This is a genomic window from Bradyrhizobium sp. BLXBL-01, from assembly GCF_051853025.1.
Classification (GTDB): domain Bacteria; phylum Pseudomonadota; class Alphaproteobacteria; order Rhizobiales; family Xanthobacteraceae; genus Bradyrhizobium.
In genome coordinates this window covers 7,906,132-7,932,282 of record NZ_CP182471.1, presented here as the reverse complement: position 1 = coordinate 7,932,282, position 26,151 = coordinate 7,906,132, and the positions used below count along the sequence as shown (strand labels likewise).

General features: G+C 65.8%; 22 protein-coding genes. 13 read left to right on the top strand and 9 right to left on the bottom strand.

Translation table 11 applies throughout. From position 1 onward, the window contains the following. Nucleotides 1–15: 15 nt before the first annotated feature. The 5 genes from ACNJYA_RS36720 (at nucleotide 16) to ACNJYA_RS36700 (ending at nucleotide 5,408) form a co-directional block, all read left to right on the top strand. The gene (locus ACNJYA_RS36720; protein WP_439401689.1) at nucleotides 16–1,053 is read left to right on the top strand and encodes a ligase-associated DNA damage response exonuclease; all 1,038 of its coding nucleotides are present in this window, start codon (nucleotides 16–18) and stop codon (nucleotides 1,051–1,053) included. After that, complete coding sequence (locus ACNJYA_RS36715) at nucleotides 1,050–2,711, top strand: ATP-dependent DNA ligase (RefSeq protein ID WP_212256105.1); 1,662 nt, start codon at nucleotides 1,050–1,052, stop codon at nucleotides 2,709–2,711. The genes ACNJYA_RS36720 and ACNJYA_RS36715 overlap by 4 nt, the downstream gene beginning before the upstream one ends. A gap of 300 nt (nucleotides 2,712–3,011) precedes the next feature. Then, on the top strand, nucleotides 3,012–3,317 hold the full coding sequence (locus ACNJYA_RS36710) for a DUF6460 domain-containing protein (protein ID WP_172786089.1): 306 nt from the start codon (nucleotides 3,012–3,014) through the stop codon (nucleotides 3,315–3,317). 27 nt (nucleotides 3,318–3,344) lie between these two features. After that, on the top strand, nucleotides 3,345–4,079 hold the full coding sequence (locus ACNJYA_RS36705; RefSeq protein WP_212256107.1) for an MBL fold metallo-hydrolase: 735 nt from the start codon (nucleotides 3,345–3,347) through the stop codon (nucleotides 4,077–4,079). A gap of 3 nt (nucleotides 4,080–4,082) precedes the next feature. Further along, nucleotides 4,083–5,408 carry an MATE family efflux transporter gene (locus tag ACNJYA_RS36700; protein WP_439401688.1) on the top strand — a complete coding sequence of 442 codons (1,326 nt, stop codon included), beginning with the start codon at nucleotides 4,083–4,085 and terminating at the stop codon, nucleotides 5,406–5,408. 151 nt (nucleotides 5,409–5,559) lie between these two features. Here ACNJYA_RS36700 and ACNJYA_RS36695 read toward each other — a convergent pair whose 3' ends face one another. After that, nucleotides 5,560–6,657, bottom strand: coding sequence for a quinone-dependent dihydroorotate dehydrogenase (locus ACNJYA_RS36695; protein WP_439401687.1), 1,098 nt, complete (start codon nucleotides 6,655–6,657; stop codon nucleotides 5,560–5,562). Then, the gene (locus ACNJYA_RS36690) at nucleotides 6,654–6,998 is read right to left on the bottom strand and encodes a DUF952 domain-containing protein (protein ID WP_172786228.1); all 345 of its coding nucleotides are present in this window, start codon (nucleotides 6,996–6,998) and stop codon (nucleotides 6,654–6,656) included. Before ACNJYA_RS36690 ends, ACNJYA_RS36695 begins: the two co-directional genes overlap by 4 nt. 293 nt (nucleotides 6,999–7,291) lie before the next feature. Here ACNJYA_RS36690 and ACNJYA_RS36685 point away from each other — a divergent pair, with 293 nt between their 5' ends. Together ACNJYA_RS36685 and ACNJYA_RS36680 are read left to right on the top strand one after the other, a co-directional pair. Further along, nucleotides 7,292–7,948 carry a S24 family peptidase gene (locus tag ACNJYA_RS36685; protein ID WP_439401686.1) on the top strand — a complete coding sequence of 219 codons (657 nt, stop codon included), beginning with the start codon at nucleotides 7,292–7,294 and terminating at the stop codon, nucleotides 7,946–7,948. A gap of 113 nt (nucleotides 7,949–8,061) precedes the next feature. Beyond that, nucleotides 8,062–8,814, top strand: a complete 753-nt coding sequence (locus ACNJYA_RS36680; RefSeq protein WP_172786084.1) for a carbonic anhydrase — start codon at nucleotides 8,062–8,064, stop codon at nucleotides 8,812–8,814. A gap of 147 nt (nucleotides 8,815–8,961) precedes the next feature. Here the strand turns inward: ACNJYA_RS36680 and ACNJYA_RS36675 are convergent, their stop codons facing one another. The 5 genes from ACNJYA_RS36675 to ACNJYA_RS36655 form a co-directional block, all read right to left on the bottom strand. Beyond that, nucleotides 8,962–10,605: a lysine--tRNA ligase gene (locus ACNJYA_RS36675; protein WP_439401685.1), complete on the bottom strand. Its 1,644-nt coding sequence runs from the start codon at nucleotides 10,603–10,605 to the stop codon at nucleotides 8,962–8,964. Between the two features lie 351 nt (nucleotides 10,606–10,956). Continuing rightward, nucleotides 10,957–14,370 (bottom strand): hypothetical protein, encoded by a 3,414-nt coding sequence (locus tag ACNJYA_RS36670; protein WP_439401684.1) that lies wholly within the window; start codon nucleotides 14,368–14,370, stop codon nucleotides 10,957–10,959. 460 nt (nucleotides 14,371–14,830) lie between these two features. Beyond that, nucleotides 14,831–15,334 (bottom strand): RES family NAD+ phosphorylase, encoded by a 504-nt coding sequence (locus ACNJYA_RS36665; RefSeq protein ID WP_439401683.1) that lies wholly within the window; start codon nucleotides 15,332–15,334, stop codon nucleotides 14,831–14,833. Continuing rightward, nucleotides 15,331–15,804 (bottom strand): type II RES/Xre toxin-antitoxin system antitoxin, encoded by a 474-nt coding sequence (parS, locus tag ACNJYA_RS36660; RefSeq protein ID WP_212256129.1) that lies wholly within the window; start codon nucleotides 15,802–15,804, stop codon nucleotides 15,331–15,333. Before parS ends, ACNJYA_RS36665 begins: the two co-directional genes overlap by 4 nt. An 84-nt stretch (nucleotides 15,805–15,888) precedes the next feature. Beyond that, nucleotides 15,889–16,476 carry a PadR family transcriptional regulator gene (locus ACNJYA_RS36655; RefSeq protein WP_036020538.1) on the bottom strand — a complete coding sequence of 196 codons (588 nt, stop codon included), beginning with the start codon at nucleotides 16,474–16,476 and terminating at the stop codon, nucleotides 15,889–15,891. Between the two features lie 195 nt (nucleotides 16,477–16,671). On the opposite strand from ACNJYA_RS36655, the gene ACNJYA_RS36650 reads away from it, so the two are divergent. Genes ACNJYA_RS36650 through ACNJYA_RS36635 form a run of 4 tightly spaced genes read left to right on the top strand, consistent with a single transcriptional unit; the run spans nucleotide 16,672 to nucleotide 22,386 of the window. Then, nucleotides 16,672–17,058 (top strand): nuclear transport factor 2 family protein, encoded by a 387-nt coding sequence (locus tag ACNJYA_RS36650; protein WP_260381197.1) that lies wholly within the window; start codon nucleotides 16,672–16,674, stop codon nucleotides 17,056–17,058. 41 nt (nucleotides 17,059–17,099) lie between these two features. Beyond that, nucleotides 17,100–18,890 carry an acyl-CoA dehydrogenase C-terminal domain-containing protein gene (locus tag ACNJYA_RS36645; protein WP_212256132.1) on the top strand — a complete coding sequence of 597 codons (1,791 nt, stop codon included), beginning with the start codon at nucleotides 17,100–17,102 and terminating at the stop codon, nucleotides 18,888–18,890. A gap of 55 nt (nucleotides 18,891–18,945) precedes the next feature. After that, complete coding sequence (locus ACNJYA_RS36640) at nucleotides 18,946–20,154, top strand: acetyl-CoA C-acetyltransferase (RefSeq protein WP_439401682.1); 1,209 nt, start codon at nucleotides 18,946–18,948, stop codon at nucleotides 20,152–20,154. 18 nt (nucleotides 20,155–20,172) lie between these two features. After that, entirely contained in the window at nucleotides 20,173–22,386 is a 2,214-nt protein-coding gene (locus ACNJYA_RS36635) for an FAD-dependent oxidoreductase (protein WP_439401681.1), read from the top strand. A gap of 53 nt (nucleotides 22,387–22,439) precedes the next feature. On the opposite strand, the gene ACNJYA_RS36630 is transcribed toward ACNJYA_RS36635, so the two are convergent. Both ACNJYA_RS36630 and ACNJYA_RS36625 read right to left on the bottom strand, forming a co-directional pair. After that, complete coding sequence (locus ACNJYA_RS36630; RefSeq protein WP_172786077.1) at nucleotides 22,440–22,784, bottom strand: hypothetical protein; 345 nt, start codon at nucleotides 22,782–22,784, stop codon at nucleotides 22,440–22,442. Nucleotides 22,785–23,156: 372 nt separating this feature from the next. Then, nucleotides 23,157–23,465 carry a hypothetical protein gene (locus ACNJYA_RS36625; RefSeq protein ID WP_439401680.1) on the bottom strand — a complete coding sequence of 103 codons (309 nt, stop codon included), beginning with the start codon at nucleotides 23,463–23,465 and terminating at the stop codon, nucleotides 23,157–23,159. 607 nt (nucleotides 23,466–24,072) lie between these two features. Between ACNJYA_RS36625 and ACNJYA_RS36620 the strand changes: the two genes are divergently transcribed. Together ACNJYA_RS36620 and ACNJYA_RS36615 are read left to right on the top strand one after the other, a co-directional pair. Next, a complete protein-coding gene (locus tag ACNJYA_RS36620) occupies nucleotides 24,073–24,567 on the top strand; it encodes a MarR family winged helix-turn-helix transcriptional regulator (RefSeq protein WP_172786076.1) in 495 nt (164 codons plus the stop codon). A gap of 100 nt (nucleotides 24,568–24,667) precedes the next feature. Then, nucleotides 24,668–26,038, top strand: a complete 1,371-nt coding sequence (locus ACNJYA_RS36615; protein WP_172786075.1) for a glutamate--cysteine ligase — start codon at nucleotides 24,668–24,670, stop codon at nucleotides 26,036–26,038. The last annotated feature ends 113 nt before the right edge of the window (nucleotides 26,039–26,151 follow it).

Here is a 26,151-nt window from a genome sequence, read left to right as displayed (position 1 = left end):
ACTTATATAACAGGCATGCGCCCGCAAGACATCCTGCTGCCAAATGCTGCCGGCCTGTGCTGCAAGCCCGGCGGCTTCCATATCGACCCTGTCCGCCCCGTGGAGCGGGCCGTGATCACCCACGGCCATTCCGACCATGCCCGTGCCGGCCATGGCGCCGTGCTGGCGACGCAGGAAACGCTGGACATGATGCGGCTGCGTTACGGCGAAAACTTTGCCGGCTCGACGCAAGCCATCCGCTATGGCGAGGAGATCCGGCTCGGCGACGTCAAGGTCAAATTCCACCCCGCCGGCCACGTGCTGGGCTCCGCACAGATCGCCGTCTCGTGCAAGGATACCTGCATCGTCGCCTCCGGCGACTACAAGGACGCGCCCGACCCGACCTGCACGCCGTTCGAGCTGGTGTCGTGCGACGTCTTCATCACCGAGGCGACGTTCGGGCTGCCGGTCTTCCGGCATGGCGATGCCAGCGACGAGGTCAAGAAGCTGCTGGCTTCCGTCGCGTTGTTTCCGGAGCGCGCGCATCTCGTCGGGGCCTATTCGCTCGGCAAGGCGCAGCGCGTGATCAAGCTGCTGCGCCAGGCCGGCTACGACGCGCCGATCTACCTGCATGGCGCGATGGAAACAATCACGCATTACTACCAAAGCCGCGGCATCGATCTCGGCGAGCTCAGGCCCGCGAAGGGCATGAAGAAGGCCGCGCTCGCCGGCACCATCACCTTGGCGCCGCCATCGGCCACATCAGATCTCTGGACGCGCCGCTTTCCCGATCCGGTCACCGCCTTCGCCTCGGGCTGGATGCGGGTGCGCGCCCGGGCGCGGCAGCGCGGCGTCGAGCTGCCGCTGGTGATCTCCGACCACGCCGACTGGGACGGCCTCACCGCGACCATCGCAGCGACCGGCGCCGGCGAGATCTGGGTCACCCACGGTCAGGAAGATGCGCTGGTGCATTGGTGCCGGAGCAAGGGCCTGAAGGCGCAGCCGCTCGATCTCGTCGGCTATGGCGACGAGGAGGAGAGCGAGACTCCCATTCAAGGCGAGGCCGAAGCATGAACCGCTTCGCCGAGCTGCTCGACCGCCTCGCCTATGAGCCCGGCCGCAACAACAAGCTGCGGCTGCTCACCGGCTATTTTCGCGAAGTCGGCGACCCCGACCGCGGCTATGCGCTGGCGGCGCTGACCGGCGCACTCAGCTTCAAGCACGCCAAGCCCGCGCTGATCCGCGATCTCATCGCGGCACGCACGGATGAGGTGCTGTTCGGGCTGAGCTACGACTATGTCGGCGATCTCTCGGAGACGGTGGCGCTGATGTGGCCGAAGGCCGCGCTCGCCGCCCACAACAACCCACCCCCGCCGAGCCTCACCGAAGTCGTCACCACGCTGCGCACGCTCGGCAAGACCGAGCTGCCGAAGCAGCTCGAACGTTGGCTCGACGAGCTCGACGAGACCGGCCGCTGGGCGCTGCTCAAGCTCGTCACCGGCGCGCTTCGCATCGGCATCTCGGCGCGGCTCGCCAAGACCGCCGCCGCTGCGCTCGGCGACAAGGATCCGCACGAGGTCGAGCTGATCTGGCCGGGCCTCGTCCCGCCCTATCTCGACCTGTTCGCCTGGCTGGAGGGCCGCGGCGACAAGCCCGTCAACCGCGATCCCGCGCCGTTCCGCCCGGTGATGCTGGCGCATGCGATCGAAGACGGCGATTTCGCCGCGCTCGATCCCGCCGACTACATCGCCGAATGGAAATGGGACGGCATCCGCGTGCAGGCGGTCGCCGGGCGCGACGAGCGCGGCCATATCACCGCGCGGCTCTATTCGCGCACCGGCGAGGACATCACGGGCAGCTTCCCGGATCTCGTGCCGTCGCTGCGCCTGCCGGGCGCGATCGACGGCGAGCTCTTGATCCTGCGCGAAGGCCGCGTGCAGAGCTTCAACGTTCTGCAGCAGCGGCTCAACCGCAAGGTGGTCTCGCCGAAGCTGATCAAGGAGTTTCCGATTCATCTGCGCGCCTACGATCTGCTCGGCGACGACGAGAACGATCTGCGCGAGCTGCCTTTTGCCGAGCGGCGCGAGCGGCTGGAGAGATTCATCGCGAAACTCGACGATCCCCGCATCGATCTCTCGCCTACCGTGCCCTTCGACAGCTGGGAGGCACTCACCGCCGCGCGCGCCGATCCCGCCAGCGCCGGCGCCGGCGAGGACGCGGACGCCGTCGAGGGCGTGATGCTGAAGCGGTGCGATGCGCCTTATCTGCCGGGGCGGCCGAAGGGCCAGTGGTGGAAGTGGAAGCGCGACCCGCACATCATCGACGCCGTCCTGATGTATGCGCAGCGCGGCCACGGCAAGCGCTCGTCCTATTATTCCGACTACACCTTTGGTGTCTGGACCGAGACCGAGAATGGTGAGGAGCTGGTGCCGGTCGGCAAAGCCTATTTCGGCTTCACCGACGAGGAGCTCCTGCAGATCGACCGCTTCGTTCGTCGCAACACCACGGAAAAATTCGGCCCCGTCCGCCATGTCGTGCACGAGGGCGACAAGGGGCTGGTGCTGGAGGTCGCTTTCGAGGGTTTGCAGCGCTCGCCCCGGCACAAATCCGGCGTCGCCATGCGTTTCCCCCGCATCAGCCGCCTGCGCTGGGACAAGCCGCCCCGGGAGGCCGACCGGCTGGAGACGCTGGAGAAGATGCTGAAGGCCGAGCCGGCGGAGATTGAGGTGTGATGCATCGATCGCGCCGCAAATGCGGTGCGCTCCCTCTCCCGCTTGCGGGAGAGGGCTGGGGAGAGGGCTGTCTCCGCAATGGGACACTCCCCCAGAGGAGAGAACCCTCACCCGCGCCTACGGCGCGGCCTCTCCCGCAAGCGGGAGAGGCTAGGGAGCCCGCGGCTTGCAGCGTGCCACAATCGAAGTTCTGGCTCTGCCCGAATTAAACTCCCGTAACCCGATTGACGCCCCCTTGCGGGTTCCCCATGTCCCCCGCCGTGCCCTATAATGGGGTCGAATCCGCTTCAGGAGTTTGCGATGGTCCAAGACGTCAGAGATTTGCCGGCCGGCCGCAGCGACGGCCTGCACCGCTTTCTCGGCGGCTCGCCGCTGACCGTCGCGTTCCGCCTGGTGCTGCTCTCGATCCTGGTCGGCGTCGTGCTGGCGACGATCGGCTTCGACCCCTGGAACATCATCCACAGCATTCGCCTCTTGTTCCAGCGTCTGTGGGATCTCGGCTTCGATGCGGTGAACTGGCTGTGGCGCTATTTCCTGCTCGGCGCGGTCATCGTGATCCCGATCTGGCTGCTGTCGCGCGTGTTCGGCGCGCCGCGCGGCCGGTAAGGATGTGATCGAGGGAGTGCGCAGCCGATGCAACTGCGTTTCGTCGGCTGCGGTGACGCCTTCGGCTCCGGCGGCAGGCTCAACACCTGCTTCCATGTCTCCGGGCGCGAAGCGAACTTCCTGATCGACTGCGGCGCGTCGGCGCTGCCGGCGCTGAAGCGGCTCGAGATCGATCGCCACGACATCGACCTGATCCTGATCACGCATTTCCACGGCGACCATTTTGCCGGCCTGCCGTTCTTTCTGCTCGACGCGCAATTCTCGCGGCGGATGCGGCCGCTGACGATCGCCGGCCCGCAAGGCATCGAGCGGCGGCTGCGTGAGGTGATGGAAGCGCTGTTCGAGCATTCCTCGAAGACCCTGCAGCGCTTCGAGCTGAACGTGGTCGAGCTCGCACCGGGGCAAAGCCGAAACTTCGGCACGGTGAATGTGACGCCTTATCCGGTCGTGCACGGCGAATCCGGCGGGCCGTTCCTCGCCTATCGCGTCGCGGCCGAGGGCCGCACGCTCGCCTACAGCGCCGATACCGAATGGACGGAGACGCTCATTCCGCTGGCGCATGGCGCGGACCTTTTCATCGCTGAAGCCTATATGTACGAGAAGGTGGTCAAGAATCATCTCAGCCTGAAGACCTTGGAACAGCATCTGCCCGACATCGGCGCCAAGCGGCTCGTCCTCACCCATATGAGCGACGACATGCTGTCGCGCCTGGGTGACGTCGAGCACCTCGCCGCCGAAGACGGCATGGTGCTCGTGTTCTGAAAGATGCACGCACCCGTTCATCACCGCGTCGGTAGCCGGCAGGTCTTCGCCATCGCAGGTCCCGCGATGGTCGCGAACCTCACGACGCCGCTGATCGGCGTGGTCTCGACCACCGCGATCGGCCGGCTCGACGATGCCGCGCTGCTCGGCGGTGTCGCGATGGCCTCCGTCATCTTCGACTGCCTGTTCTGGCTGTTCGGCTTCCTGCGCATGAGCACGCTGGCTTTCACCGCGCAGGCGCTCGGCGCGGGCGAGACGCGCGAGCAGACCGTGATCCTGGTGCGCGGCTTCATCGTCGCCGGCCTGATCGGCGCGGCGCTGATCGCACTGCAATTGCCGTTGGCTGGCGCGCTGTTCGACCTGATGGGCGGCAGCGAGGGCGTGACGCGCGCGGCAAAGACCTATTTCATGATCAGGATCTGGTCCTCGCCCTTCGCCTTCGCCAATTACGTCATCCTCGGCTGGCTGGTGGGGCAGGCCCGCGCCAATCCGGCCCTTGCGCTCCAGGTCGTCATCAACCTTGTCAACATGGTGGCGACGATCCTATTGGTGCTGGTCTACGACACCGGCATCGCCGGCGCGGCGATCGCCGCGCTGGCGTCCGAGGCGATCGGCTTCATGCTCGGCGTGATCGTGTGCAGGCGCTATGCACTCGGCGGTTTTGCCGTGCCGCGCGCATCGCTGTTCGATCGCGAAAAGCTGATGCGGCTCCTGGCGGTGAACACCGACATTCTGATCCGCACCGCGGCGCTGATCGCCGTGTTCCTGTTCTTCACCGCCAAGGGCGCGCGAGCCGGCGACGTCACGCTGGCCGCGAACTCCGTGCTCAACAATTTCCTCCTGGTCAGCGCTTTCTTCCTCGACGGCCTCGCGAATGCGGCGCAGCAGCTCTGCGGCCGCAGCTTTGGCGCGCGCGACGCCAAGGGATTTGCGGATTCGACCAGGCTGGTGCTGCGCTGGGGGCTCGGCTTCGCCATCGTCGTCGCCGTGCTGTTCGCAGGCTTCGGCCCCGATATCATCAATGTCATGACGGCGAGCGAGGACGTCCGCCGCGCCGCGCGCGAGTTTCTGCCCTTCATCGTGCTCGCGCCGATCCCCGGCGTGTTCGCCTTCGGCTTCGACGGCATCTATGTCGGCGCGACCTGGGCGCGGGAGATGCGCAATCTGATGCTGTTGTCGCTCGCGATCTTCTTCGCCGTCTGGCTGGCGCTGCAATCGTTCGGCAATGCCGGCCTGTGGAGCGCGCTGATCGCGTTCTACGTCGCGCGCGGCGGCTTGCAGGGGGCAAGGTATCCGTCCCTGTATCGGGCGACGTTCGCGAAGCCGTAGCTCTCGCGTCCGGACGTGCGAAGCGCGAGCCGGGACCCAGCATGCGGCCACATGGGCCCCGGCTCTGCAGCGCACCACGCCGAAGCCGGCGCGCTGCCATAGCGCGTCGAAGACGCGCGTAAACGCGCTTATGGCGTCCGAGGCACGAGACCTACATCCCCGGCCAGTCTTCCGCCGTCAGCGTCGCCGCATCGGCGCCGACGATCTCGGCCAGCGAATCCCGCCCGGTTCGCAGCAGCGTCGAGGTCAGGTCGCGCTTGATCTCGTCGACGAGGCCGAGACCCTTGTAGACCAGCGACGAATAGAGCTGGATCAGGCTGGCCCCGGCGCGGATCTTGGTCAGCGCGGCGCCGCCCGAATCCACGCCGCCGACGCCGATCAGCGGGAACGCGCCCTCGACGCGCACATAGGTTTCCGCGACCATGCGCGTCGACAGACGGAACAGCGGCCGGCCGGACAGGCCGCCTTGCTCCTTTGCCCGCATCTCCTCGCGCAACGTGCTCGGCCGCGCGATCGTCGTGTTCGACACGATCATGCCGTCGACCCGGCGCGAGCGCGCGACCTGCACGACGTCGTCGAGCTGGGCAAGGCTCAAATCCGGCGCGATCTTGAGCAGCACCGGCGTGTCGCCGGCCTTCTGCCTGACACGCTCGCGGGCGTCGATCACGCGCGCGAGGAGGTCGTCGAGCAGCGCGCCTTCCTGCAGGTTGCGCAGGCCCGGCGTGTTCGGCGAGGAGACGTTGACGGTGAAATAGCTCGCCACCGGCGCGAAGGTCTCGATCAGCTTGACGTAGTCGCCGACGCGGTCCGGCGAATCCTTGTTGGCGCCGACATTGACGCCGACGATGCCGCCGTGCTGCGCGCGCGCGGCAAGCCGGCGCAGCGCGACTTCGGCGCCGTCATTGTTGAAGCCCATGCGGTTGATGATTGCTTCGTCGCGCTCGAGCCGGAACAGCCGCGGCCGTGGATTGCCGGCTTGCGGCTTCGGCGTCACCGAGCCGATCTCGACGAAGCCGAAGCCGAGCCGCAGCAGCGCATCCGGCACTTCGGCGCTCTTGTCGAAGCCCGCGGCCATGCCGATCGGATTCGGAAAGTTCAGCCCGAAGGCGCGCACCGCGAGCTTGGGATCATCGGCCCGCGGCTTGATCGGTGGCAGGAAGCGCAGGCCCTGGATCGCGAGACGATGGGCGTCCTCGGGATCGAGCCAGCGCAGCACCGGCAGCGAAAAGGCGTCGAACGCGCGGATCACGGCAACAGCTCCGGAACATCGTGACCGCCGTCGGAGCGCGTGTTGAGGTTCATCACCGCGATCACCGCGCCGAAATCGAGCTCGCCATAGAGATGGGGGAAGAGCTCGTCATTGCGCGAGCGTTCCCAGCGCAATTCGCTCCCCAGCGCATCGCCGTCGACCTCGACCAGGAACAGCGCGCGCTGCCCGAAATAGTGCTTGCGCAGGGTCTCGGGAACCTGGGCCGCGGTCGAGAAATGGATGAACCCGTCGCGCGCGTCGTCTGCGCTGCCCCGGTAGACACCCTGCCGTTCCGCCTCGCGCCAGGCCGAGGCCGGACAGATTTTGTAGATCTTGACCACCGCTACCGCAGCCTTGTTTGTTCTTTGAGTCTTTTGGGTTTTTTCGTCTTTTGCGGGTCCTCGAAACCCGGGCGCGACCGTAAAGGCCACCCCTTCCGAACTCAAGGCTTAGAGCCTTTTCCGCGCCGATGAAATCGGAACGGGGGCTCCAGATTCCCGTTTTGCGCGTTTTCCTGACGCGAACGGGTACCCGCTCCGTTACGAACGCCGTTCTCCCTCGCCTCTTGCGCGAAAAACGGAAAACCTGTTGATTTGAGGACAGTTTTCCTGAGTTGCGACGGGCTGGACCTTCCATGGTCAGACAGGCCAAAGCGCAGAGGATGCTGACTCACGACCAGATCTGGGCCGCACTGGACCGGTTGGCGGCGCGCGCCGGGCTGTCGCCGTCCGGCCTCGCCAGGCGTGCCGGGCTCGACCCCACAACCTTCAACAGGTCCAAGCGCGTCACCGCCGACGGACGCGAGCGCTGGCCTTCGACCGAATCGATCGCAAAAGCGCTGGCCGCGGCTGACGCCTCGATCGACAGCTTTGCCAAATTGATCGACGACGACGGCGCGAGCGATGGCCGCTCGGTGCCGCTGCTCGGTTTCGCACAGGCGGGCACGAGCGGCGCTTTCGACGAGGCCGGTCTTCCATCCGGCAAGGGCTGGACCGACATCGCGCTGCCAGCCACCGAGGACAGCCACGCCTTTGCGCTGGAGATTTCCGGCGATGCGCTTGCGCCTGTTTATCGCGACGGCGACATCGTCCTGGTCTCGCCCGGCGCGCCGATCCGCAAAGGCGATCGCGTGGTGGTGCGGAGCAAGGCGGGCGAGATGACGGTCGCGACGCTGAAGCGCCGCACGGCCAAGGCGCTGGAGCTTGAGCCGCTCGATGCGACGCAGGCCGAATGGACGATGGCGGCGGGCGACGTGGCGTGGATCGCGCGGATCCTGTGGGCCAGCCAGTGATCGCGTGACCGGACCATGACACAGTTCGCGTTGCGACCGCCATTGCGACTCACCACGCCTCTCGCATAGGTTGCGCACCTGTTGCCGACCAAGTTCATCTCGAGGGGAATACGATGAATCGCCGCCACGCATTGAAGGCCCTGGCGGGTCTCGCACTTTGTCCGTTGTGCAAGCCGGGCTTCGCCGCCGAAGGCGCGCATTGGAGCTATGAGGGCGCCGGCGGCCCGGCCAAATGGGGCGATCTCGAGGCGGCCAACAAAGCCTGCGCGGCCGGCCTGCAGCAATCGCCGATCGACATCGAGGCGACGATCAAGTCGCAATTGCCGGTTCTGAAGCTGAGCTGGGGCAAGAGCGCCGACACCATCGTCAACAACGGGCACACCATCCAGCTCAACTTCGCCGAAGGCAGCACGCTGATGCTCGGCGACGTCAAGTACAAGCTGCTCCAGGTGCACTTCCACCGGCCCAGCGAGCACATGATCGGCGGCAAGAATTTTCCGATGGAGGCGCATTTCGTCCATCGCAACGACGCCGGCGGGCTCGCCGTCGTCGGCGTGCTCATGACCGAGGGCAGGCCGAACGCATCCTTCGCCAAGATCATCAAGACCATGCCGGCGGCGGAAGGGCCCGCGGTGAAGGCCGATGCGAGCATCGATCCGCTGGCCATGCTGCCGCCGAAGCTCAGCTATTACCGCTATCCCGGCTCGCTGACGACGCCGCCCTGCTCGGAAGTGGTCGAGTGGCTGTTGCTGACCACCCCGATCCAGGTGGCGGCGAGCGATGTCGCCGCGTTCGCAAAGCTCTACCCGATGAATGCGCGCCCGGTGCAGAAGGACAACCGCCGCTACGTGCTGCGATCGATTTGAGTGCGTCACACCGCGGCTTCGCTACGTAGTTCAATGTCATTCCCCGCGAAGGCGGGGAATCCAGTACGCCGCGGCTTCTCGATTCATCGCATCTGGCGCGGCGTACTGGATCGCCCGGTCAAGCCGGGCGATGACAGTGGAGTGGGATCACGCGCTCCTCGCCAGCGCGCCGTCGATCATGTTCACCGCGTTCTGCACGCCGTAGACCGCGACGAAGGAGCCGAAGCGCGGGCCCTTCTCCTGGCCGAGCAGCACCTGGTAGAGCATGTTGAACCAGTCCAGCGTCACGCCGGGGCGGCCGTCCTTGCCCTTCTTGACCTGGTCGAGGAACGGCTCGCGGCGGCCGATCTCGTAGACGACGTTCTGGATGTCCTCGGCCGAGGCGTCCTGGGCAAGCTGCGAGAGCGCATCGCGCAGGTCCTGCAGCGCCGCGCGCTCGCTGTCGTCAGGCACGCGGAACTGCTTCGTCGGCGCGACGAAGTCACGGTAGTAGTTGATGGCGTAGCCGACCATCGCATCCAGCTTCGGATGCGTCTGCGGGCTGACGCCGGGCCTGTAACGGCCGATGAAGCCCCACAGCGTCTCGGCGTTCTCCGCGTTCGACGACGACACCAGCGTCAGGAGCAGCTGGAAGGTGACGGGCATGTCGCCCTGCGGCGGCCTGCCGTTGTGGATGTGCCAGACCGGATTGCCGAGCTGCTGCTTGCCGTCCTGCTTCGGAAAGCCGTCGAGGAATTGCTGGTAGTCGTCGACATTGCGCGGGATGACGTCGAAATACAGCCGCTTGGCCGCCTTCGGCTCGCGATACATGAACAGCGACAGCGATTCCGGCGAGGCGTAGCGCAGCCATTCGTCGATGGTGAGGCCGTTGCCCTTCGACTTCGAGATCTTCTGGCCCTTCTCGTCGAGGAAGAGCTCGTAGTTGAAGCCTTCGGGCGGCGTGCTGCCGAGCGCTCTTGCGATCGCGCCGGACAGCTTCACGGAATCGATCAGGTCCTTGCCGGCCATCTCGTAGTCGACGCCGAGCGCGACCCAGCGCATTGCCCAGTCGGCCTTCCACTGACACTTGACGTTGCCGCCGGTGACGGGCGTCTCGACTTCCTGGTTGGTGTCGGGATCGACATAGGTCACCGTGCCGGCCGCGACGTCGCGGCGGATCATCGGCACCTGCAGCACGACGCCGGTGGTCTTGCTGATGGGCAGGAACGGCGAATAGGTCGCGCGGCGGTCCGGTCCCAGCGTCGGCAGGATGATCGCCATGATCTTGTCGTAGGCGGCCAGCATCTTCAGCAGCGTCGCGTCGAAGCGGCCGGACGTGTAATAGTCGGTCGAGCTCGCGAACTCGTAGTCGAAGCCGAAATGATCGAGGAAGGCGCGCAGCCGCGCATTGTTGTGGTGGCCGAACGACGGGTATTCGTTGGAGAACGGATCGGGCACCCGCGTCAGCGGCTTGCCGAGATGCTCCGCCAGCATCTCCTTGTTCGGAACGTTGTCGGGCACCTTGCGGAAGCCGTCCATGTCGTCGGAGAACGCCAAGAGGCGCGTCTTGATCTTGTCCTCGGTGAGCACGCGGAAGGCGTGGCGCACCATCGAGGTGCGCGCCACCTCGCCGAACGTGCCGATATGCGGCAGTCCGGACGGACCGTAGCCGGTCTCGAACAGCACCTCGTCCTTCGGGCTTTTCTTCAGCCGCGCGACGATGGCCTTCGCCTGCTCGAACGGCCAGGCGTTGGATTGTTCGGCGAGCGCACGCAACTCGCTCGGGTTTGCGGCTAGATCAATAACGGACATCAGGGGCCTCCGGGCCGCGGAAAATAGCGATTTCCCGGCAGAATGCAAAAGTTGCGAGCTGATACCCCCAGCCCTCTCCCGCCTACACGGGGCTAGCGCATATGGGAGTTCTTCTCCGCGGCCATCCTTCGAGACGCCCGCTTTCGCGGGCTCCTCAGGATGAGGGCGGTGTGCGCGGCAGCAGTTTCAACGGGCACAGACGCTGATTAGCCTCATCCTGAGGAGGCGCGTCAGCGCCGTCTCGAAGGACGAGGCGTGCGCGCAGGCCGCCGCCACAAGTCATATGTGGTAGCCCAGCGCTTGCGGGGGAGGGTTGGAGGTGTCGCCGCGTCGGATCGAATGCGATGCGGCTCAATGCGCCGCTGATGCCGAGCGCTTGGTCGCGATTGGCTTCGGGGCCGGCTTGGCGCTGGCCTGCGGTGCGCTGTCCCAGCCGCCGTTCGGGGCCGCAACGTTGACGGCATCGTCGGGCTGCGGCTCGGCGCTGAAGGTCTGGATCGCGAGCTTGGCGGCGGCGAGCGATTGCGGGTCGAGGCGCTTGGCGACGTCGTCACGCTTGCCGGCGGCATCCGCATCGCCCTGGGCGGCAGCTAAGCTGAACCATTTGTAGGATTCGGCGAGGTTCTGCTCGACGCCGATGCCGCGGGCATAGAGGATGCCGAGGTTGAACTGGCTGTCGGCGACACCGCGATCGGCCGCTTTCCGGAACCACTGCGCCGCGCTCTTGTAGTTGGCGCCGCGACCGCCGCCGTCGGCATCGAGCACGGCGAGATTGTGCATCGCCTTGGCGTTGCCGCGCTCGGCGGCCTGGGTGTAGTAGCGGCGCGCGATGTCGGCGTCCTTCTTCACCCCCAAGCCCTTTTCGTAGAGCGTGCCGAGACGGAAGGTTGCGGGGACGACCCCGGCCTGCGCCGCGCGATCGTACCACTTCGCCGCTTCGTCGTAATTGGTGGCGACGCCCTTGCCTTCGGCAAAGCGCACGCCGATCTCGTAGGCCGCGGTCGCATCGCCCTTCATCGCGGCATTGCGCAGGGCCGGGCCGCCGATGCCGTCAGGCAGCTTCTCGCTCGGCGGCACCTGAATCACGCCAAGCCTGGCGCGGCTGCTGCCCGACAGCGCGCCGGTGACGTCGCTGGAGGTCGGCGGCGGCACCGCTGCGGCAGGCGCTTGCGGGATTTCAACCGAGGCCGCGCTGCCGGAATTGGGAATGGGAGCCGGCGCGGCGTTGTTCTGCGACTGCCGTCCGAGCGGTGTCGGCGAGGTCATCGACGGGGTGATCTGTTCCGGCGCGGCCGGCTTGGTCTCGACCGGCGGTGGCGCAACCTGCGGTGCCGGCTCGCTCGGAATGTTTTGCATCGCCTGCGGCGTCGGTGACAGGCTGCCGCCTTCGAGCAGGTTCATTGCCATCTTGAAGGTGCCGAGCACGATCACGACCACGCTCGCGCCGACCAGCAGCGAGCGGATCTTCGAGGTGATGGTCGAGCCACCTTCCTGGCCCTTCTCCTTGGCGCGGGCGATCGCGGCCTTGGCGCCACGGGCCGGCTTCTCGGGCGGCTGCGCGGCGGCGGCCTGCGCGGCGCGGCGGGCGGCGGCGATGAAGCTCGACGACGACACCGGCTCCTTCGGTGCGGCGGCAATTTCGCTGATCGCGCTCTCGGAGGCGGCGATGCGTTCCGACGGCGAGGCGAGGCGTCCGCCCGGCCGGGTGCCCGGCTCGAGCGGGTGATCCGGCGGCAGTTCCGGCGCGAGTGCAGCGCGCGCGGTGTGCGGCTCCAGGATCTCGCTGATCGCACGCGGCGGAACCGGTGGTGCCGCCGGCACGGGCGGTGGCGCGGCGGGGGCGGCGGCGTGGAATTCGCGCGGCGCGGCGACGAAGGCGGCCGGCGCTGGCTGCGCGGCAGCGGGATTGGGCAGTTCGGGCTTCGGATCGTATTTCGGCGGCTGTGCTTGCGGCTGCGGCCGCGGCTCGCGCGCCATTGGCGCCGGCTCCATCGCCGCCGCCGTGGGCATCGGCATCGGCTGCGGGGCGGGGGGAGGCGGCGCGGTGCGCACCGCGCGCAGATCGCCCTCGATCATCGAGAGGCGATCGACGACGTGGCCGAGCGCGCTGTGGACGGCCTCGAGCGAGTCCTGGGTGTGCCGGTTGGTCTCGGCCTGGCTGAAGCGGATGTCGGAGAGCTCGCGCTTGACGAGATCGACCATGCCGGAATCGGGCGGAGCTGCGGAGCTGCGGCTCTCGGCCAGCGCGGCATAGGTCGCCTGCTGCCGTTCCAGGTGCCTGAGGATGTCGTGCAGGCCGTCCTCGACGCGGCTCAAATTGCCGTTGCGCGGATCGGCCGCGGCCTCGATCCGCTCCAGCAGATACGAGACCCGCTGCTCGAGATGGGCGAAGGTCGAGGCGGAATCGTTGCCGACCTGCATGCGGTCGAACCGGTCCGACAGCGCGCGGATCGCAGCTTCGAGATGCTCGGTGCTCTCGGACGGCTGCGGCCGCTCGCGCGTTTCCAGCGCGGCGGTGAGCGCCGCGATGCGCTGCTCCAGCACCGCAAAGCTGTCGCCGTGACCGGAGGCGCGGGTGATCTGGTCGACCTTGGACGACAGCAGCTGCACGTCTTCGGACAAACGCGCGAGCGCCTCGTTGGAGGCGACGTTGGAGACGATGGCGCGCAGCGCCGAGATCGCGCCCTCGAGCTGCTGCACGGTCGACGGATCGTCATTGGCGCGCAGGATCAGGTCGAGCTTGGCGCCGAGATTGCGGATCGCCTCGTCGTAGCCGGTGAGCTGCTCGGCCGGCGTCAGCGTGCGCAGCACCTGCTTGATGTCGGACAGTGCGCGCTCGATGCCGGCGAGAACCTGCCCGTCGGTGCCGTTGGAGCGGGTTTCGTCGATCCGGCGATGCAGCGAGCGGATCTCGTTCTCGATCGATTCGATCGCGCGCCGCGGCATCGCCTCGGTGATGGCGGCGCGGATTTCGGCCAGCTCGCTGCGGAAGGCATTGATGGCCTGCTCGGTATTGTCGGGCCGCTGCAGCGATTCGATCTGGCTCGTGATCTTGAGCAGATGGCGCTCGAGCGAGGAAAAGTCCGGCTGCGGTGGCGGCGGCGCATAGGCAGGGGCGGGCGGTGCCATCGGCGGCGCGTAAGCAGCCGTTGGCGCGAGCGACGGCGCGGCACGCGGCGGCATCTGCCTCGGCGTAAAGCCGTCGAGCTCGCTCTGGCGCGCCGTGATCTCGGCGACCGCGACGTCGAACGAAGCCGGGCTCAGGGGTGGTGAGCTGCGATAGACCTGCGCGGCTGCGCGCTCGACGGCATCGGCCTGGCGCTGGCGCGCCTCGGCCGGGGTGGGGCGCGGGGCTTGCGGCTGCGGCGGTTGCCGCTGCGGGCGGGAGATCTGCGACAGGCGCGCGTCGAGCCGCGAGATTGCGTCGTTGAGCTGGCGCGCGACGCCCTGCTCGCGCGAGACGTCTGGTCTTGAGGAGTCTTGGCGCGAGGAGTCTTGGCGCGGGGCGGGTTTTGAGATCCGCTCGATCTGCTGGGTGATCGCGTCGAGCCGCTGGTGGATGTCGGCGACTTCGCGGCTCTCCTGGCTCGGCATGTGCTGCGGACGCTGATCGTAAGGTCCGCGAAAATTGGGCGGGGCAGTTTCGCCGAGCGTGGAGTTCAGCCAATCGTTGAGCGACATGCCGGCACGACGCGCAGCAGCCTCGGCCCGCTCCCGGACGGATGGATCGATGCCGTCAACACTCCACGATACGCGCGAATTCATGACTCTGTCCGGTTCCGACTTCGGCACCCCACCCGGCGCCTCCAGCTTCCCCACGCGTGCCGGTTGTAAAGACAATCGAATTTGGCGCGGGTCGTCTGCCTCGAAAACCGACTTTTTCCTGTTACGGTAAATAACGGGTTAAGGAACGCGGCCCGGCTGTCTTAAAGTTGGGCGGCGGGAACTGGGCTGCCGGGAGTGACGTCGCTGCACCTTTAGGCGGCGTGCTCTCGCCACACACTCCGCTGTCATCGTCCGCGAAGGCGGGCGATCCAGTACGCCGCGGCGGCTCGATTCCAGCCGCGCCGTCACGGAGTACGGGATGCCCCGCCTTCGCGGGGCATGACACCGGTGGATGTGGCGGCAGCACGCCGTAGCGTCGTTGGCCGCCGTCTCAGCCCTTCTCGCGCTTGCCATCCTCCAGCGGCACCACCGTGGCCTTGCCGCTCATCGGAGAGCGCACCTAGCGGCCCGGGGGATGCAGGCGCGTGTCCAGCGCAAACGGGTCCTGCGATTGCAGCTTATAGGCGCCGGCGGCATTTGCGGCGATGAAGATCAGGTTCCAGCTTGCCGTCGAGACCACACTCGGGATCACGACAAAGCTGTGTCTTGCAAGCAGCTCATCCCCGAATGCCTGCTGGCCGGCACTGGGTATGCCTGGTCTCAGCCAATTGGGATTTGGAACAGTGCCGGGCTCGACCACGAAGACGCCGGCCGGATCGATGGTCGCGGACGTCATCACATGGGACACCATGTCCAACGCGCGAAATCCCTTATGGACGGCGACTTCCAAGATCGCCGTCGCGGGATCGATCGAACAATACACCGCGCGAACGCCTTTGCTGTTCCAGCGACCACCGACGAGAAACGCGCCCTCTCCGCTGTCCCAGGTCGCTGCATATTTGGATTGATCCAGACGCCAGGCCACCAGCTCGGAGCCTCCGAGCGCGGCCGGAAGCGGCGTCACGCGTAAACGCCGTATTCGAGCCGCGCCAGAAGCTCTTCGACGAGCTCGACGCCGGCGGGCGTCGCCAGCAGGTCGATCGGCTTGCGCTGATCGAGGCCGATCGCCGGGCGCTCCAGCCATTGCTCGGCCTCATCCTTCGATCCGAAAACCGCCGTCGCCTTGGCCAATATCTCGGCGAGCTTCCAGGCGCGGCCGCTCTGCTCGGGGCTGAGCTGCCTGATGTTTTCCGCAGTGTGGCGCTGATAGGTGCGGTGGCTCATTCCGATCGCCCTGGCGAAGGAATCGTCCCAGCGCAGAAACACGAGGTTGTCGACGAAATGCAGCAGCGCCTTGGACGGAAGTCCGTTCAAGAGGATTTCGTGAGCCTCCAGCGGGCTCCGCGGCATCTTCCGGAAGGTGGCGGTCCCTCCGAGAAGTCGGGCAACTGCTGCCAGCCGGGCCACATCAGGAGATTGAGCGACTTGGTTCATGGGTGGTCTCGCCACTTGTCGTATTCAATATGACAAGTGTCGCAACAGCTTTCAAGTAGGCGGGCTGGATGCCTGCCCGGCGTCTCAGCCCTTCTCGCGCTTGCCATCCTCGATCGGCACCACCGTGGCCTTGCCGCTCATCGCCGACAGCGCTTCCAGTGCCTCTTCGCAGAAATCGGCCACCATCTGCTCGTGACGGGCGCCGAGCTGAAGCAGCAGCAGATTGCCGAGGTCGAGCCGGCCTTCCGCCGTGCCGTCGGGAAAGCGTTTCTTCAGGATGCGCTCATAATTGGCGTGGCGGTCGCGGTGGTGCTCCAGGCGGGCCATCAGGTCGGTGCGCATGGGCTCGATGTCGATGCTGTCGAGCGCATGCAGCCGCACCAGGAGGTCGTCCTTGATCGAGGGCGGCGTGCTTGGCCGCGCGGCCCAGTGCCGCAGTGCTGTTCGGCCCTCGGGAGTCAGCGTATAAATCAGCTTGTTGGGCTTGCCTGACTGCACCACCTCGCGGCCCTGGATGTAGCCGCGGTCGCGCAGCTTGGAGAGCTCGCGGTAGATTTGTTGATGGTCGGCCTTCCAGAAGAAGCCGATCGAGGAATCGAACGTCTTGGCGAGCTCGTAGCCCGTCATCGGGCGTTCCGTCAGGCATGCGAGGATTGCGTCGCCCAGTGCCATGACTGGCCTTCCTTCTGAGGTTTGACCAAGCTGCTTGACTTTATGCGCATCGGCGCATATGCGTCAATGTGCATATGAGGCAGCGTGCAGGCGGGTCAAAGGCCCGACTGAATAATCAAGCGAGTTCAATCACATCTCTACTGTGCATGGGGTTGTTTTCGCAGTTTTGCCCTTAGCCTAGGGAGGCACCTGAGAATGACCGGCCTCGATTCCTGGTACGCCTACATGAAGTCGCACGACCGCGCCGCGCTCTGGGACCTCCTGCATCCCGACGCCGTGTTCGAAAGCCCCGTCGTGCACACGCCGCAAGCCGGCCGCGACATCACCTTCAAATACCTCTCCAGCGCCGAGAAGGTGCTCGGCGGTCCCGGCTTCACCTATGTCGGTGAATGGAAGAGCGAGCGCGGCGCCGTGCTCGAATTCAAGAATGTCATCGACGGCATCGAGATCAACGGCGTCGACATCATCAGCTTCGATACCGAGGGCCGCATCACCCATTTCAAGGTGATGGTGCGTCCGCTCAAGGCGATCAACATGCTGCACCGCCTGATGGCGGAGCAGCTTGCCGCCGCCCAATCATAAGCTCAACATCACCCCTAAAAGCCCTACGCCGGGAGACCCCCATGCCGATCTATAAAGCCCCCGTCGAAGACGTGAACTTCCTGCTCAACGACGTCTTCCAGATCGACCGCTACGACAACCTCGCCGGCTTCTCCGATGCATCGAGCGACGTGCGCGAGGCCATTCTCGGCGAAGCCGCCAAGCTCGCCGAAGAGGTGCTGCAGCCGCTCAACCGCGTCGGCGATCTCGAAGGCTGCAAGCGCGGTGAAGACGGCAGCGTCACCACGCCGAAGGGTTTCAAGGAGGCCTTCAAGCAGGTCGTCGAGGGCGGCTGGCTCGGCCTGTCGGCGCCGACCGAATATGGCGGCCAGGGCCTGCCGGTGACGCTCTCGCAAGCCGTCAACGAATTCCAGATCTCCGCCAACATGGCGTTCTCGATGTATGGCGGCCTCACCATGGGCGCGACTGCGGCGCTTCTGGTGCACGGCTCGCCGGAGCAGAAGAAGACCTACGTGCCGAAGATGGTGGCCGGCGAATGGACCGGCACCATGAACCTCACCGAGCCGCATTGCGGCACCGATCTCGGCATGCTCCGCACCAAGGCGGTGCGGCAGGCCGACGGCAGCTTCAAGATCACGGGCACCAAGATCTTCATCTCGGCCGGTGAGCACGATCTCGCCGACAACATCATCCATCTCGTGCTCGCCCGCATCGAGGGCGCGCCGGCCGGCATCAAGGGCGTGTCGCTGTTCGTGGTGCCGAAGTTCCTGGTCAACGCCGACGGTTCGGTCGGCGCCCGCAACGGCGTGGTCTGCGGCTCGATCGAGCACAAGATGGGCATCCACGGCAATTCGACCTGCGTGATGAACTACGACAACGCCACCGGCTGGCTGATCGGCGAAGAGAACAAGGGCATGCAGGGCATGTTCGTGATGATGAACGAGGCCCGGCTCGGCGTCGCCGTGCAGGGCCTCGCGCAGTCCGAGGTCGCCTACCAGAACGCGGTCGCCTATGCCCGCGAGCGCATCCAGGGCCGCGCGCTCACCGGCGCCAAGGCGCCGGACAAGCAGGCCGACCCGATCATCGTGCATCCGGACGTGCGCCGCACGCTGCTCTCGATCCGCGCCTTCAACGAGGCCGCGCGTGCCTTCGTGATGTGGACCGCGCTGAAGAGCGACGTCGCCCACCGCTCCGAAGACCCGAAGGACCGCCAGGCCGCCGACGATCACATGGGCCTGATGACGCCGGTGCTGAAGGGCTTCCTCACCGATTACGGCTTCGCCAACGCGGTGCAGGCGCAGCAGATGTACGGCGGCCACGGCTACATCGCCGAACAGGGCATGGAGCAGTTCGTGCGCGATGCGCGCATCGCCATGATCTATGAAGGCGCCAACGGCATCCAGGCGCTCGACCTGGTCGGCCGCAAGCTGCCGCGCGACGGCGGCCGCGCCATCATGGCCTTCTTCGGCGAGGTCATGGCCTTCGCCAAGGAGAACGGCGGCGACGAGGCGCTCAAGCCCTTCATCACCCCGCTCTCGACCTCGCTCGGCCATCTGCAGCAGGCGACGACCTGGCTGATGCAGAACGCGATGGCCAAGCCTGACAATGCCGGTGCCGCCGCGACCGACTACCTGCATCTCTTCGGCTTCGTCGCGCTCGGCTACATGTGGGCGCGGATGGCCAAGGTGACGCTAGGGAAGATTGCCGAGAGCGGGGCGACGCCCTATCTCTCGACCAAGCTCGTCACCGGCCGTTTCTTCATGGAGCGGATGCTGCCGGAGACCGCGGCCAATCTGGCGCGCATCCAAGCCGGCTGCGCCACCATCATGGAATTGCCGGCGGAAGCGTTCTGAGCCTGCTTTCGCTGCCTGCTCCCAATCGTATCGAACATCACATCAGGAGGGCGTCATGCCTGAGGCATTCATCTACGACCACGTTCGCACCCCGCGCGGCCGCGGCAAGGCGGACGGCGCGCTGCACGAAGTCACCGCGCTCGCGCTCGCGACCGTGCCGTTGAAGGCGCTGAAGGACCGCAACAACCTTCCCGAGGATTCGGTCGATGACGTCGTGCTCGGCGTGGTCGATCCGGTCGGCGAAGCGGGCTCCGACATCGCGCGCTTCGCGGCGCTGAAGGCCGGTCTCGGCGAAGCCGTGCCGGGCGTGCAGATCAGTCGCTTCTGCGCCTCCGGCCTCGATGCCGTGAACTTCGCCGCGGCGCAGATCATGAGCGGCCAGCATGAGCTCGTGATCGGCGGCGGCGCCGAATCGATGAGCCGCGTCGGCATCGGTGCTTCCGGCGGAGCCTGGCCGATGGATCCCTCGATGGCGGTGCCGGCTTACTTCATGCCGCAGGGCGTCTCGGCCGACCTGATCGCCACCAAATACGGCTTCTCGCGCGACCACGTCGACGCCTACGCCGTGCAGAGCCAGCAGCGCGCCGGCAAAGCCTGGGACGAAGGCCGCTTCAACAAGTCCGTGGTGCCGGTGAAGGACATCAACGGCCTCACCATCCTCGCCAAGGACGAGCATATGCGTCCCTCGACGACGATGCAGTCGCTGGCGCAGCTGCAGCCCTCGTTCACGATGATGGCGCAGATGGGCGGCTTCGACGGCGTTGCGATCCAGTCGCACCCGGAGATCGAGCGCGTCAACTACGTGCACCATGCCGGCAATTCCTCGGGCATCGTCGACGGCGCCGGCGCCGTGCTGCTGGGCAGCAAGGAGGCGGGTGCGAAGTACGGCCTGAAGCCGCGCGCAAAAATCCGTGCCTTCGCCAACATCGGCTCGGAGCCGGCGATGATGCTGACCGGTCCGGTCGACGTCACCGAGAAGCTGTTTGCGCGTTCCGGCATGAAGAAGTCGGACATCGACCTGTTCGAGCTCAACGAGGCCTTCGCCTCGGTCGTGCTGCGCTACATCCAGGCCTTCGACATCGACAATGCCAAGATCAACGTCAATGGCGGCGCGATCGCGCTCGGCCATCCCTTGGGGGCGACCGGCGCGATGATCCTCGGCACCGTGCTCGACGAGCTCGAGCGCACCAACAAGTCCACCGCCCTCGTCACGCTGTGCATCGGCGGCGGCATGGGCACCGCGACCATCATCGAGCGCGTGTAAGGGTAGGGAGCAACCAACATGTCGTACAAGAACTTCAAGGTTGAGACCGACGCAGACGGCATCGCGCTCGTCACCTGGGACATCCCGGGCCGTTCCATGAACGTGCTCGACGAGACCTCCACGAACGAGCTCGAGGCGATCGTCAAGGCGACCACGGCCGACGCCGCGGTGAAGGGCGTCGTCATCACCTCGGCCAAGGAAGCATTCTGCGCCGGCGCGGACCTGTCCATGCTCGAAGGCATGAACCAGGCCTATGCGAAGGTCTTCAAGGAGCAGGGCGAGACCGCGGCGAACCAGATGCTGTTCGACCAGAGCCGGCGCTTCTCGCAGGTGCTGCGCGGAATCGAAACCTCAGGCAAGCCGTGGGCGGCGGCGATCAACGGCCTCGCGCTCGGCGGCGGTTTCGAGATCACGCTGTGCTGCCACTACCGCGTCGCGGCCGAGAATCCCAAGACCCGCCTCGGCCTGCCCGAGGTCAAGGTCGGCCTCTTCCCCGGTGCCGGCGGCACGCAGCGGGTGCCGCGCCTGGTGCCGCCGCAGGACGCGATGACGATCCTGCTCAAGGGCGATCCTGTTACGGTCGACAAGGCCAAGGCGCTGAACCTGATCCACGCCATCGTTCCGGCCGCCGATCTCATCAAGGCGGCGAAGGACTGGATCAAGGGCGGCGGCAAGGCGATCGCGCCCTGGGACGAGAAGGGCTTCAAGCTCCCGGGCGGTCCGGTGTTCTCCAAGGCCGGCATGATGATGTTCCCGGCCGGCAACGCGATCTATCGCCGCGAAACCTACGACAATTACCCGGCCGCGCGGGCGATCATGAGCTGCGTCTATGAAGGCCTGCAGCTGCCGATCGACGCGGCGCTGCGCGTGGAGTCGCGCTACTTCACCTCGGTGCTGCGCTCGAAGGAAGCGGCCGCGATGATCCGCAGCCTGTTCCTGTCGATGCAGGAGCTCAACAAGGGCGCGCGCCGTCCGAAGGATGTTCCCGCAACCAAGGTGAAGAAGATCGCCGTGATCGGCGCCGGCTTCATGGGCGCCAGCGTCGGCTACGTCTCGGCGCGCGCCGGCCTCGACGTCGTCCTGATCGACCGCGACCAGGAGAGCGCCGACAAGGGCAAGGCGCATGCGCAGAAGGTGATCGAGGAGCAGATCAAGAAGGGCCGCGCCAAGCCTGCGGACGCCGAAGCGCTGCTCGCGCGCATCACGCCGACCGCGGACTATGCCGCGCTGAAGGACGTCGACCTCGTCGTCGAGGCCGTGTTCGAGGACCGCAAGGTCAAGGCGGAGACCTTCGCCAAGGCGCAGCAATATCTGAAGCCCGACGTGGTCTTCGCCTCCAACACCTCGACATTGCCGATCACCTCGCTGGCCGAGAGCTTCAGGGATCAGGGCAAGTTCATCGGCATCCACTTCTTCTCGCCGGTCGAGAAGATGATGCTGGTCGAAATCATCCTCGGCAAGAACACCGGCGACGTCGCGCTCGCGACCGCGCTCGACTACGTCCGCCAGATCGGCAAGACGCCGATCGTGGTCAACGACTCCCGCGGCTTCTTCGCCAATCGCTGCGTCGGCCGTTACGTCGCCGAAGGCAACGAGATGTTCCTGGAGGGCGTGCCGCCCGCGATGATCGAGAACTGCGCCAAGATGGCCGGCATGCCGGTCGGCCCGCTCTCGCTCTCGGACGAGGTCGCACTCGACCTCGGCCTCAAGATCATGAAGGCGACCGAAGCCGACCTCGGCCCCAACGCCATCAATCCCGAGCAGAAGAAGCTGATGGTGGAGATGGTCGAGAAGCAGGGCCGTCTCGGCCGCAAGAACAGCAAGGGCTTCTACGATTACCCCGAGAAGGGCAAGGGCCAGAAGAGCCTGTGGCCGGGTCTCTCCGCGCTGCAGCCGAAGCAGCTCGACCCCGATACGCTTGACATCGAGGAGCTGAAGCAGCGCTTCCTGGTGGTGCAGGCGGTCGAGGCCGCGCGCACCGTCGAGGATCACGTCATCACCGATCCGCGCGAGGCCGATGTCGGCTCGATCCTCGGCTTCGGCTTCGCGCCGTTCACCGGCGGCACGCTGTCCTATATCGACTTCATGGGCACGAAGAAGTTCGTCGAGCTCTGCCACAAGCTGGAAGCGAAATACGGCTCGCGCTTCACCCCGCCGAAGCTGCTCGAGGAGATGGCGGCGAAGGGTGAGACCTTCTACGGCCGCTTCGCGCCGAAGAAGGCGGCGGCCTGACGGAAGCGTCGGAGCTACGCAGAAACAAAGGCCGGATCATCGATCCGGCCTTTTTATTTGCGCTCACCGAACGGTGAGAAGGCGCGGCCCGATACCGCATCGTCGGCGAGACTGGCCTTCCAGCTGCCTTCGTCGCCGCGGCCGATGCGCACCTCGAAGCGCCAGCCATTCTGGTTGGTGAAGGCGATGTCCGCACCGCTCTTCGTCCTGGCGTAGCGACAGGGATATTCGGTCGGCCGGTCCGGAAAGACGATCTTGCCTTCCTTGCTCTCGAACACGGCCGAGGTGATCTGCGGATGGATCATGAAGATGCAATTGCGCTCCGGCGCCACCGGCGTCGAGAGCCCGAGCATCGCAAGCGGCGCGCCGGCGGCGGTCATGAGGACGATCATGTTCATGGAGGCAATTGTCTCCTGGGGATGTTCCTTCGACGTTGCCGTTGATCAAGTGGTTCACGATGAAGGGGCTGGATCATCGACTTGGCCGCTCTGCCTTGTGCCTTGTCACACGGCCTGATGCGCTTCCGTCAGATACCAGCACCCAATCTCCACCCCGGCCACGCTCGCTCCACCCTGGCACCGCTCTTGCTGATGAACGACCGGATGGCCCATCGACATTGAAGGTGTCCCGCAATGATTTCCACGGTGTCTCAAGACAGCGCAGCCGGCGTTGCGGTAAGATACGCCCCCTTGTTGCTGCCTGGTCGGCCGTGGCTGCGCCGCCGGCTCCTCCGATGGCGCAGAAAAATTCCTTGGTGGGTCGGCCTGGTCCTACTCGTCCTCGTCTTTGATGTGGCGTTGGCGGTGCTTGCCTGGTTCGCCGTCGATCTCGTCCTGCACTGAAAGCTCACCTCTGTGCACGTAGAATGTCGCCGCCAAATAGGCGACCTGGCCGGCAATCAGGCAACCGACGACGATTGGAACGCCTGTCCAGAATCCAAAGCCCGAGGTCTGAAGAACCGTCGCGGCAAGGATCGCAGTCGCCGGCGAGACCAGCAATAGAGTCCAGACCCGAAAGAATAGCCCCGTCGCCAAGCCGGTGATTGCGCTCGCGAGCAGGAGGAGGAGTACAGTCGCCACGATAGTTTTTCCGGTCCGACGGTCAGCGTCCTGTCCCACGCTGAAGCTGAGCCAAGAGCATTGCTCTCACAAGGATGGTGACGTCCTCGGAACGCACAACGCGGAGTTATTGTTAACCCAGACAATGCTCGTAAAATCGGCGTCAGCGCATCGCGCATCTTCGGATTTAGCAAATGACGCAAGCAAAGAGCCGAATCATCGACCCGGCGCTTCGTCGTCCCGCCGGTCGTGCTTCGCGAACGGCGGACCAGACCTGATGGGCGATCATCTGGACAATCACTTGGCCTTCCGTCACGATCTCATTGCTGTCGAGGCCCAGCGGAGGGACCTGGCCCCAAGGGGGCTCAGCTTCAGATAATCCTCACCATTTCGGGCTCTTGGCGCCGATACCGACCTCGACCAGGCCATAGGGCGGGCCGGTCTCCAGGGGCACGATGTGGGGAGACGGCGGGCACACACCGGGCAAACCGTCCGGTTTCGAGGAATTTCCTTCCCCTGACGCTTGGTTCGGCCGAAAGAACGACTACATGCACCTGCTTGAAATAGTCAAGATTGATGCAGGTGCATCGAATGGAGTAAGAGACGGGCGACGAGCTTGAGCGGGACCATGAAACGCAAACCATCGACCGAGGCAACCGCCGCCTGGATCCGCCTGATGCGGGTGCAGAGCCGCGTGCTCGATTGCGTCGAGCAGGACTTGAAGAAGGCGGGCTTCCCCCCGCTGGCCTGGTATGACGCGCTGCTCGAACTGTCGCGGGCGCCCTCGGGCGAGCTGCGGCCGGTCGAGCTCGAGCGGCAGATGCTCATCCCGCAATATTCGACCTCGCGGCTGATCGACCGCCTGGTCGACGAGGGCCTCGCCTCGCGGCGCGAATGCAAGATCGACAAGCGCGGCCAGTTCGTCGAGATCACCGAAGCCGGCCGCGAGCTGCAGAAGCGGATGTGGGGCGCCTATTCGGCCGCGATCGAGAAATATGTCGGTTCGAAGCTGTCGGACGCCGACGCCGTCAAGCTCAGCAATCTGCTCGACCGCCTGGGCTGCTCCTGCGGCGAGATGAAACTGCCGCCCGCCGCCGCCAACGAAAGCATGCCGTCGCGATGATCGCGCGGCAAATCCGCTCGCCCGTGCACCCCGGTGGGTTCGCGGGCCGTCCCTGTCACCCGCGCGCGTTCGGTCGAAGCGCTTTTGATTAGAGTTTGATATGGCGCGAGACCAGATCGACATGACGCCCCTGCAATCGCGCGACGAGCTCGTCGCGTGGTTCGAGGCCGGCTGCAAGGACCCGTCCGAATTCCGCATGGGTACCGAGCACGAGAAGACGCCGTTCACGCTCGAGGGCCATCGTCCGGTGCCTTACGAGGGCGCGCGCGGCATCGGCGCGCTGCTCGAAGGCATGAAGCTCCTGCTCGGCTGGGAGCCGATCATGGAGCAGGGCAACATCATCGGCCTCTACGACGTCACCGGCGGCGGCGCGATCTCGCTCGAGCCCGGCGGACAGTTCGAGCTCTCCGGCGCGCCGGTCGAGAACGTGCACCAGACCCAGAGCGAGCTGATGGCGCACTTGGCGCAGGTGCGCGAGATCGCAACGCCGCTCGGCATCGGCTTCCTCGGGCTCGGCATGACGCCGTCCTGGTCGCGCGCCGACATCCCGGTGATGCCCAAGGGCCGCTACAAGATCATGACCAATTACATGCCGAAGGTCGGTCAATACGGCCTCGACATGATGTATCGGACCTGCACGGTACAGACCAATCTCGATTTCTCCTCCGAAGCCGACATGGTCAAGAAGCTGCGCGTCTCGCTCGCGCTTCAACCGGTCGCAACCGCCTTGTTCGCCAATTCGCCGTTCACCGAGGGCAAGCCGAACGGCTTCCTCTCCTTCCGCTCCGAAATCTGGCGCGACACCGACAATGCCCGTTCGGGCATGATGCCGTGGGCGTTCGAGGACGGCATGGGGTTCGAGCGCTATGTCGATTACGCGCTGGACGTGCCCATGTATTTCGTCAAGCGCGGCGAGGAATATATCGACGTCTCGGGCTCCTCGTTCCGCGCTTTCTTCAACGGCCGCAACAACAATCTTCCCGGCGAGCGTCCGACCTTGTCGGACTGGGCCAACCACCTCTCGACGATCTTCCCCGAAGTGCGGCTCAAGCGTTATCTCGAGATGCGCGGCTCCGATGGCGGCCCGTGGGGCCGCTTGCCGGCACTGCCGGCGTTCTGGGTCGGGCTGCTCTACGACGATGCTTCGCTCGATGCCGCCTGGGACCTGGTGAAGCACTGGACCTCGCATGAACGCCAGGCCCTGCGCGACGACGTGCCGCGCATGGGCTTCAAGGCGCGGATCAAGGACCGCTACCTGTTCGAGATCGCCAAGGAGTGCCTGATTCTGGCCCATGCCGGCTTGCGCCGGCGCGGCCGGATCGACCAGCTCGGCCGCGACGAAACGCGGCATCTCGAGCCGCTCGACCGCATTATCGATGCCGGCCGGACGCCGGCCGAGGAAATGCTGGATAAATTCAACGGACCCTGGAAGGGCTCGGTGGAACCAGCCTACGCGGAATACGCGTTCTAGACCTCTGAGACCCAGAGATCCTGGATTTCAGCCGTTCATCGCCCATACAGGTTTGCGGCGATCAAATGACCGGCTGAAAAAACCTGAGCGTCGTCAATAACTCGAAAGCTGTT

Coding starts and splice junctions, on each gene's coding strand:
- ACNJYA_RS36650 (WP_260381197.1), top strand. CDS start 16,672: ATGACCGGCCTCGATTCCTGGTACGCCTACATGAAGTCGCACGACCGC.
- ACNJYA_RS36700 (WP_439401688.1), top strand. CDS start 4,083: ATGCACGCACCCGTTCATCACCGCGTCGGTAGCCGGCAGGTCTTCGCC.
- parS (WP_212256129.1), bottom strand. CDS start 15,804: ATGAACCAAGTCGCTCAATCTCCTGATGTGGCCCGGCTGGCAGCAGTT.
- ACNJYA_RS36705 (WP_212256107.1), top strand. CDS start 3,345: ATGCAACTGCGTTTCGTCGGCTGCGGTGACGCCTTCGGCTCCGGCGGC.
- ACNJYA_RS36710 (WP_172786089.1), top strand. CDS start 3,012: ATGGTCCAAGACGTCAGAGATTTGCCGGCCGGCCGCAGCGACGGCCTG.
- ACNJYA_RS36680 (WP_172786084.1), top strand. CDS start 8,062: ATGAATCGCCGCCACGCATTGAAGGCCCTGGCGGGTCTCGCACTTTGT.
- ACNJYA_RS36685 (WP_439401686.1), top strand. CDS start 7,292: ATGGTCAGACAGGCCAAAGCGCAGAGGATGCTGACTCACGACCAGATC.
- ACNJYA_RS36630 (WP_172786077.1), bottom strand. CDS start 22,784: ATGAACATGATCGTCCTCATGACCGCCGCCGGCGCGCCGCTTGCGATG.
- ACNJYA_RS36645 (WP_212256132.1), top strand. CDS start 17,100: ATGCCGATCTATAAAGCCCCCGTCGAAGACGTGAACTTCCTGCTCAAC.
- ACNJYA_RS36720 (WP_439401689.1), top strand. CDS start 16: ATGCGCCCGCAAGACATCCTGCTGCCAAATGCTGCCGGCCTGTGCTGC.
- ACNJYA_RS36675 (WP_439401685.1), bottom strand. CDS start 10,605: ATGTCCGTTATTGATCTAGCCGCAAACCCGAGCGAGTTGCGTGCGCTC.
- ACNJYA_RS36670 (WP_439401684.1), bottom strand. CDS start 14,370: ATGAATTCGCGCGTATCGTGGAGTGTTGACGGCATCGATCCATCCGTC.
- ACNJYA_RS36715 (WP_212256105.1), top strand. CDS start 1,050: ATGAACCGCTTCGCCGAGCTGCTCGACCGCCTCGCCTATGAGCCCGGC.
- ACNJYA_RS36635 (WP_439401681.1), top strand. CDS start 20,173: ATGTCGTACAAGAACTTCAAGGTTGAGACCGACGCAGACGGCATCGCG.
- ACNJYA_RS36655 (WP_036020538.1), bottom strand. CDS start 16,476: ATGGCACTGGGCGACGCAATCCTCGCATGCCTGACGGAACGCCCGATG.
- ACNJYA_RS36640 (WP_439401682.1), top strand. CDS start 18,946: ATGCCTGAGGCATTCATCTACGACCACGTTCGCACCCCGCGCGGCCGC.
- ACNJYA_RS36620 (WP_172786076.1), top strand. CDS start 24,073: ATGAAACGCAAACCATCGACCGAGGCAACCGCCGCCTGGATCCGCCTG.
- ACNJYA_RS36615 (WP_172786075.1), top strand. CDS start 24,668: ATGGCGCGAGACCAGATCGACATGACGCCCCTGCAATCGCGCGACGAG.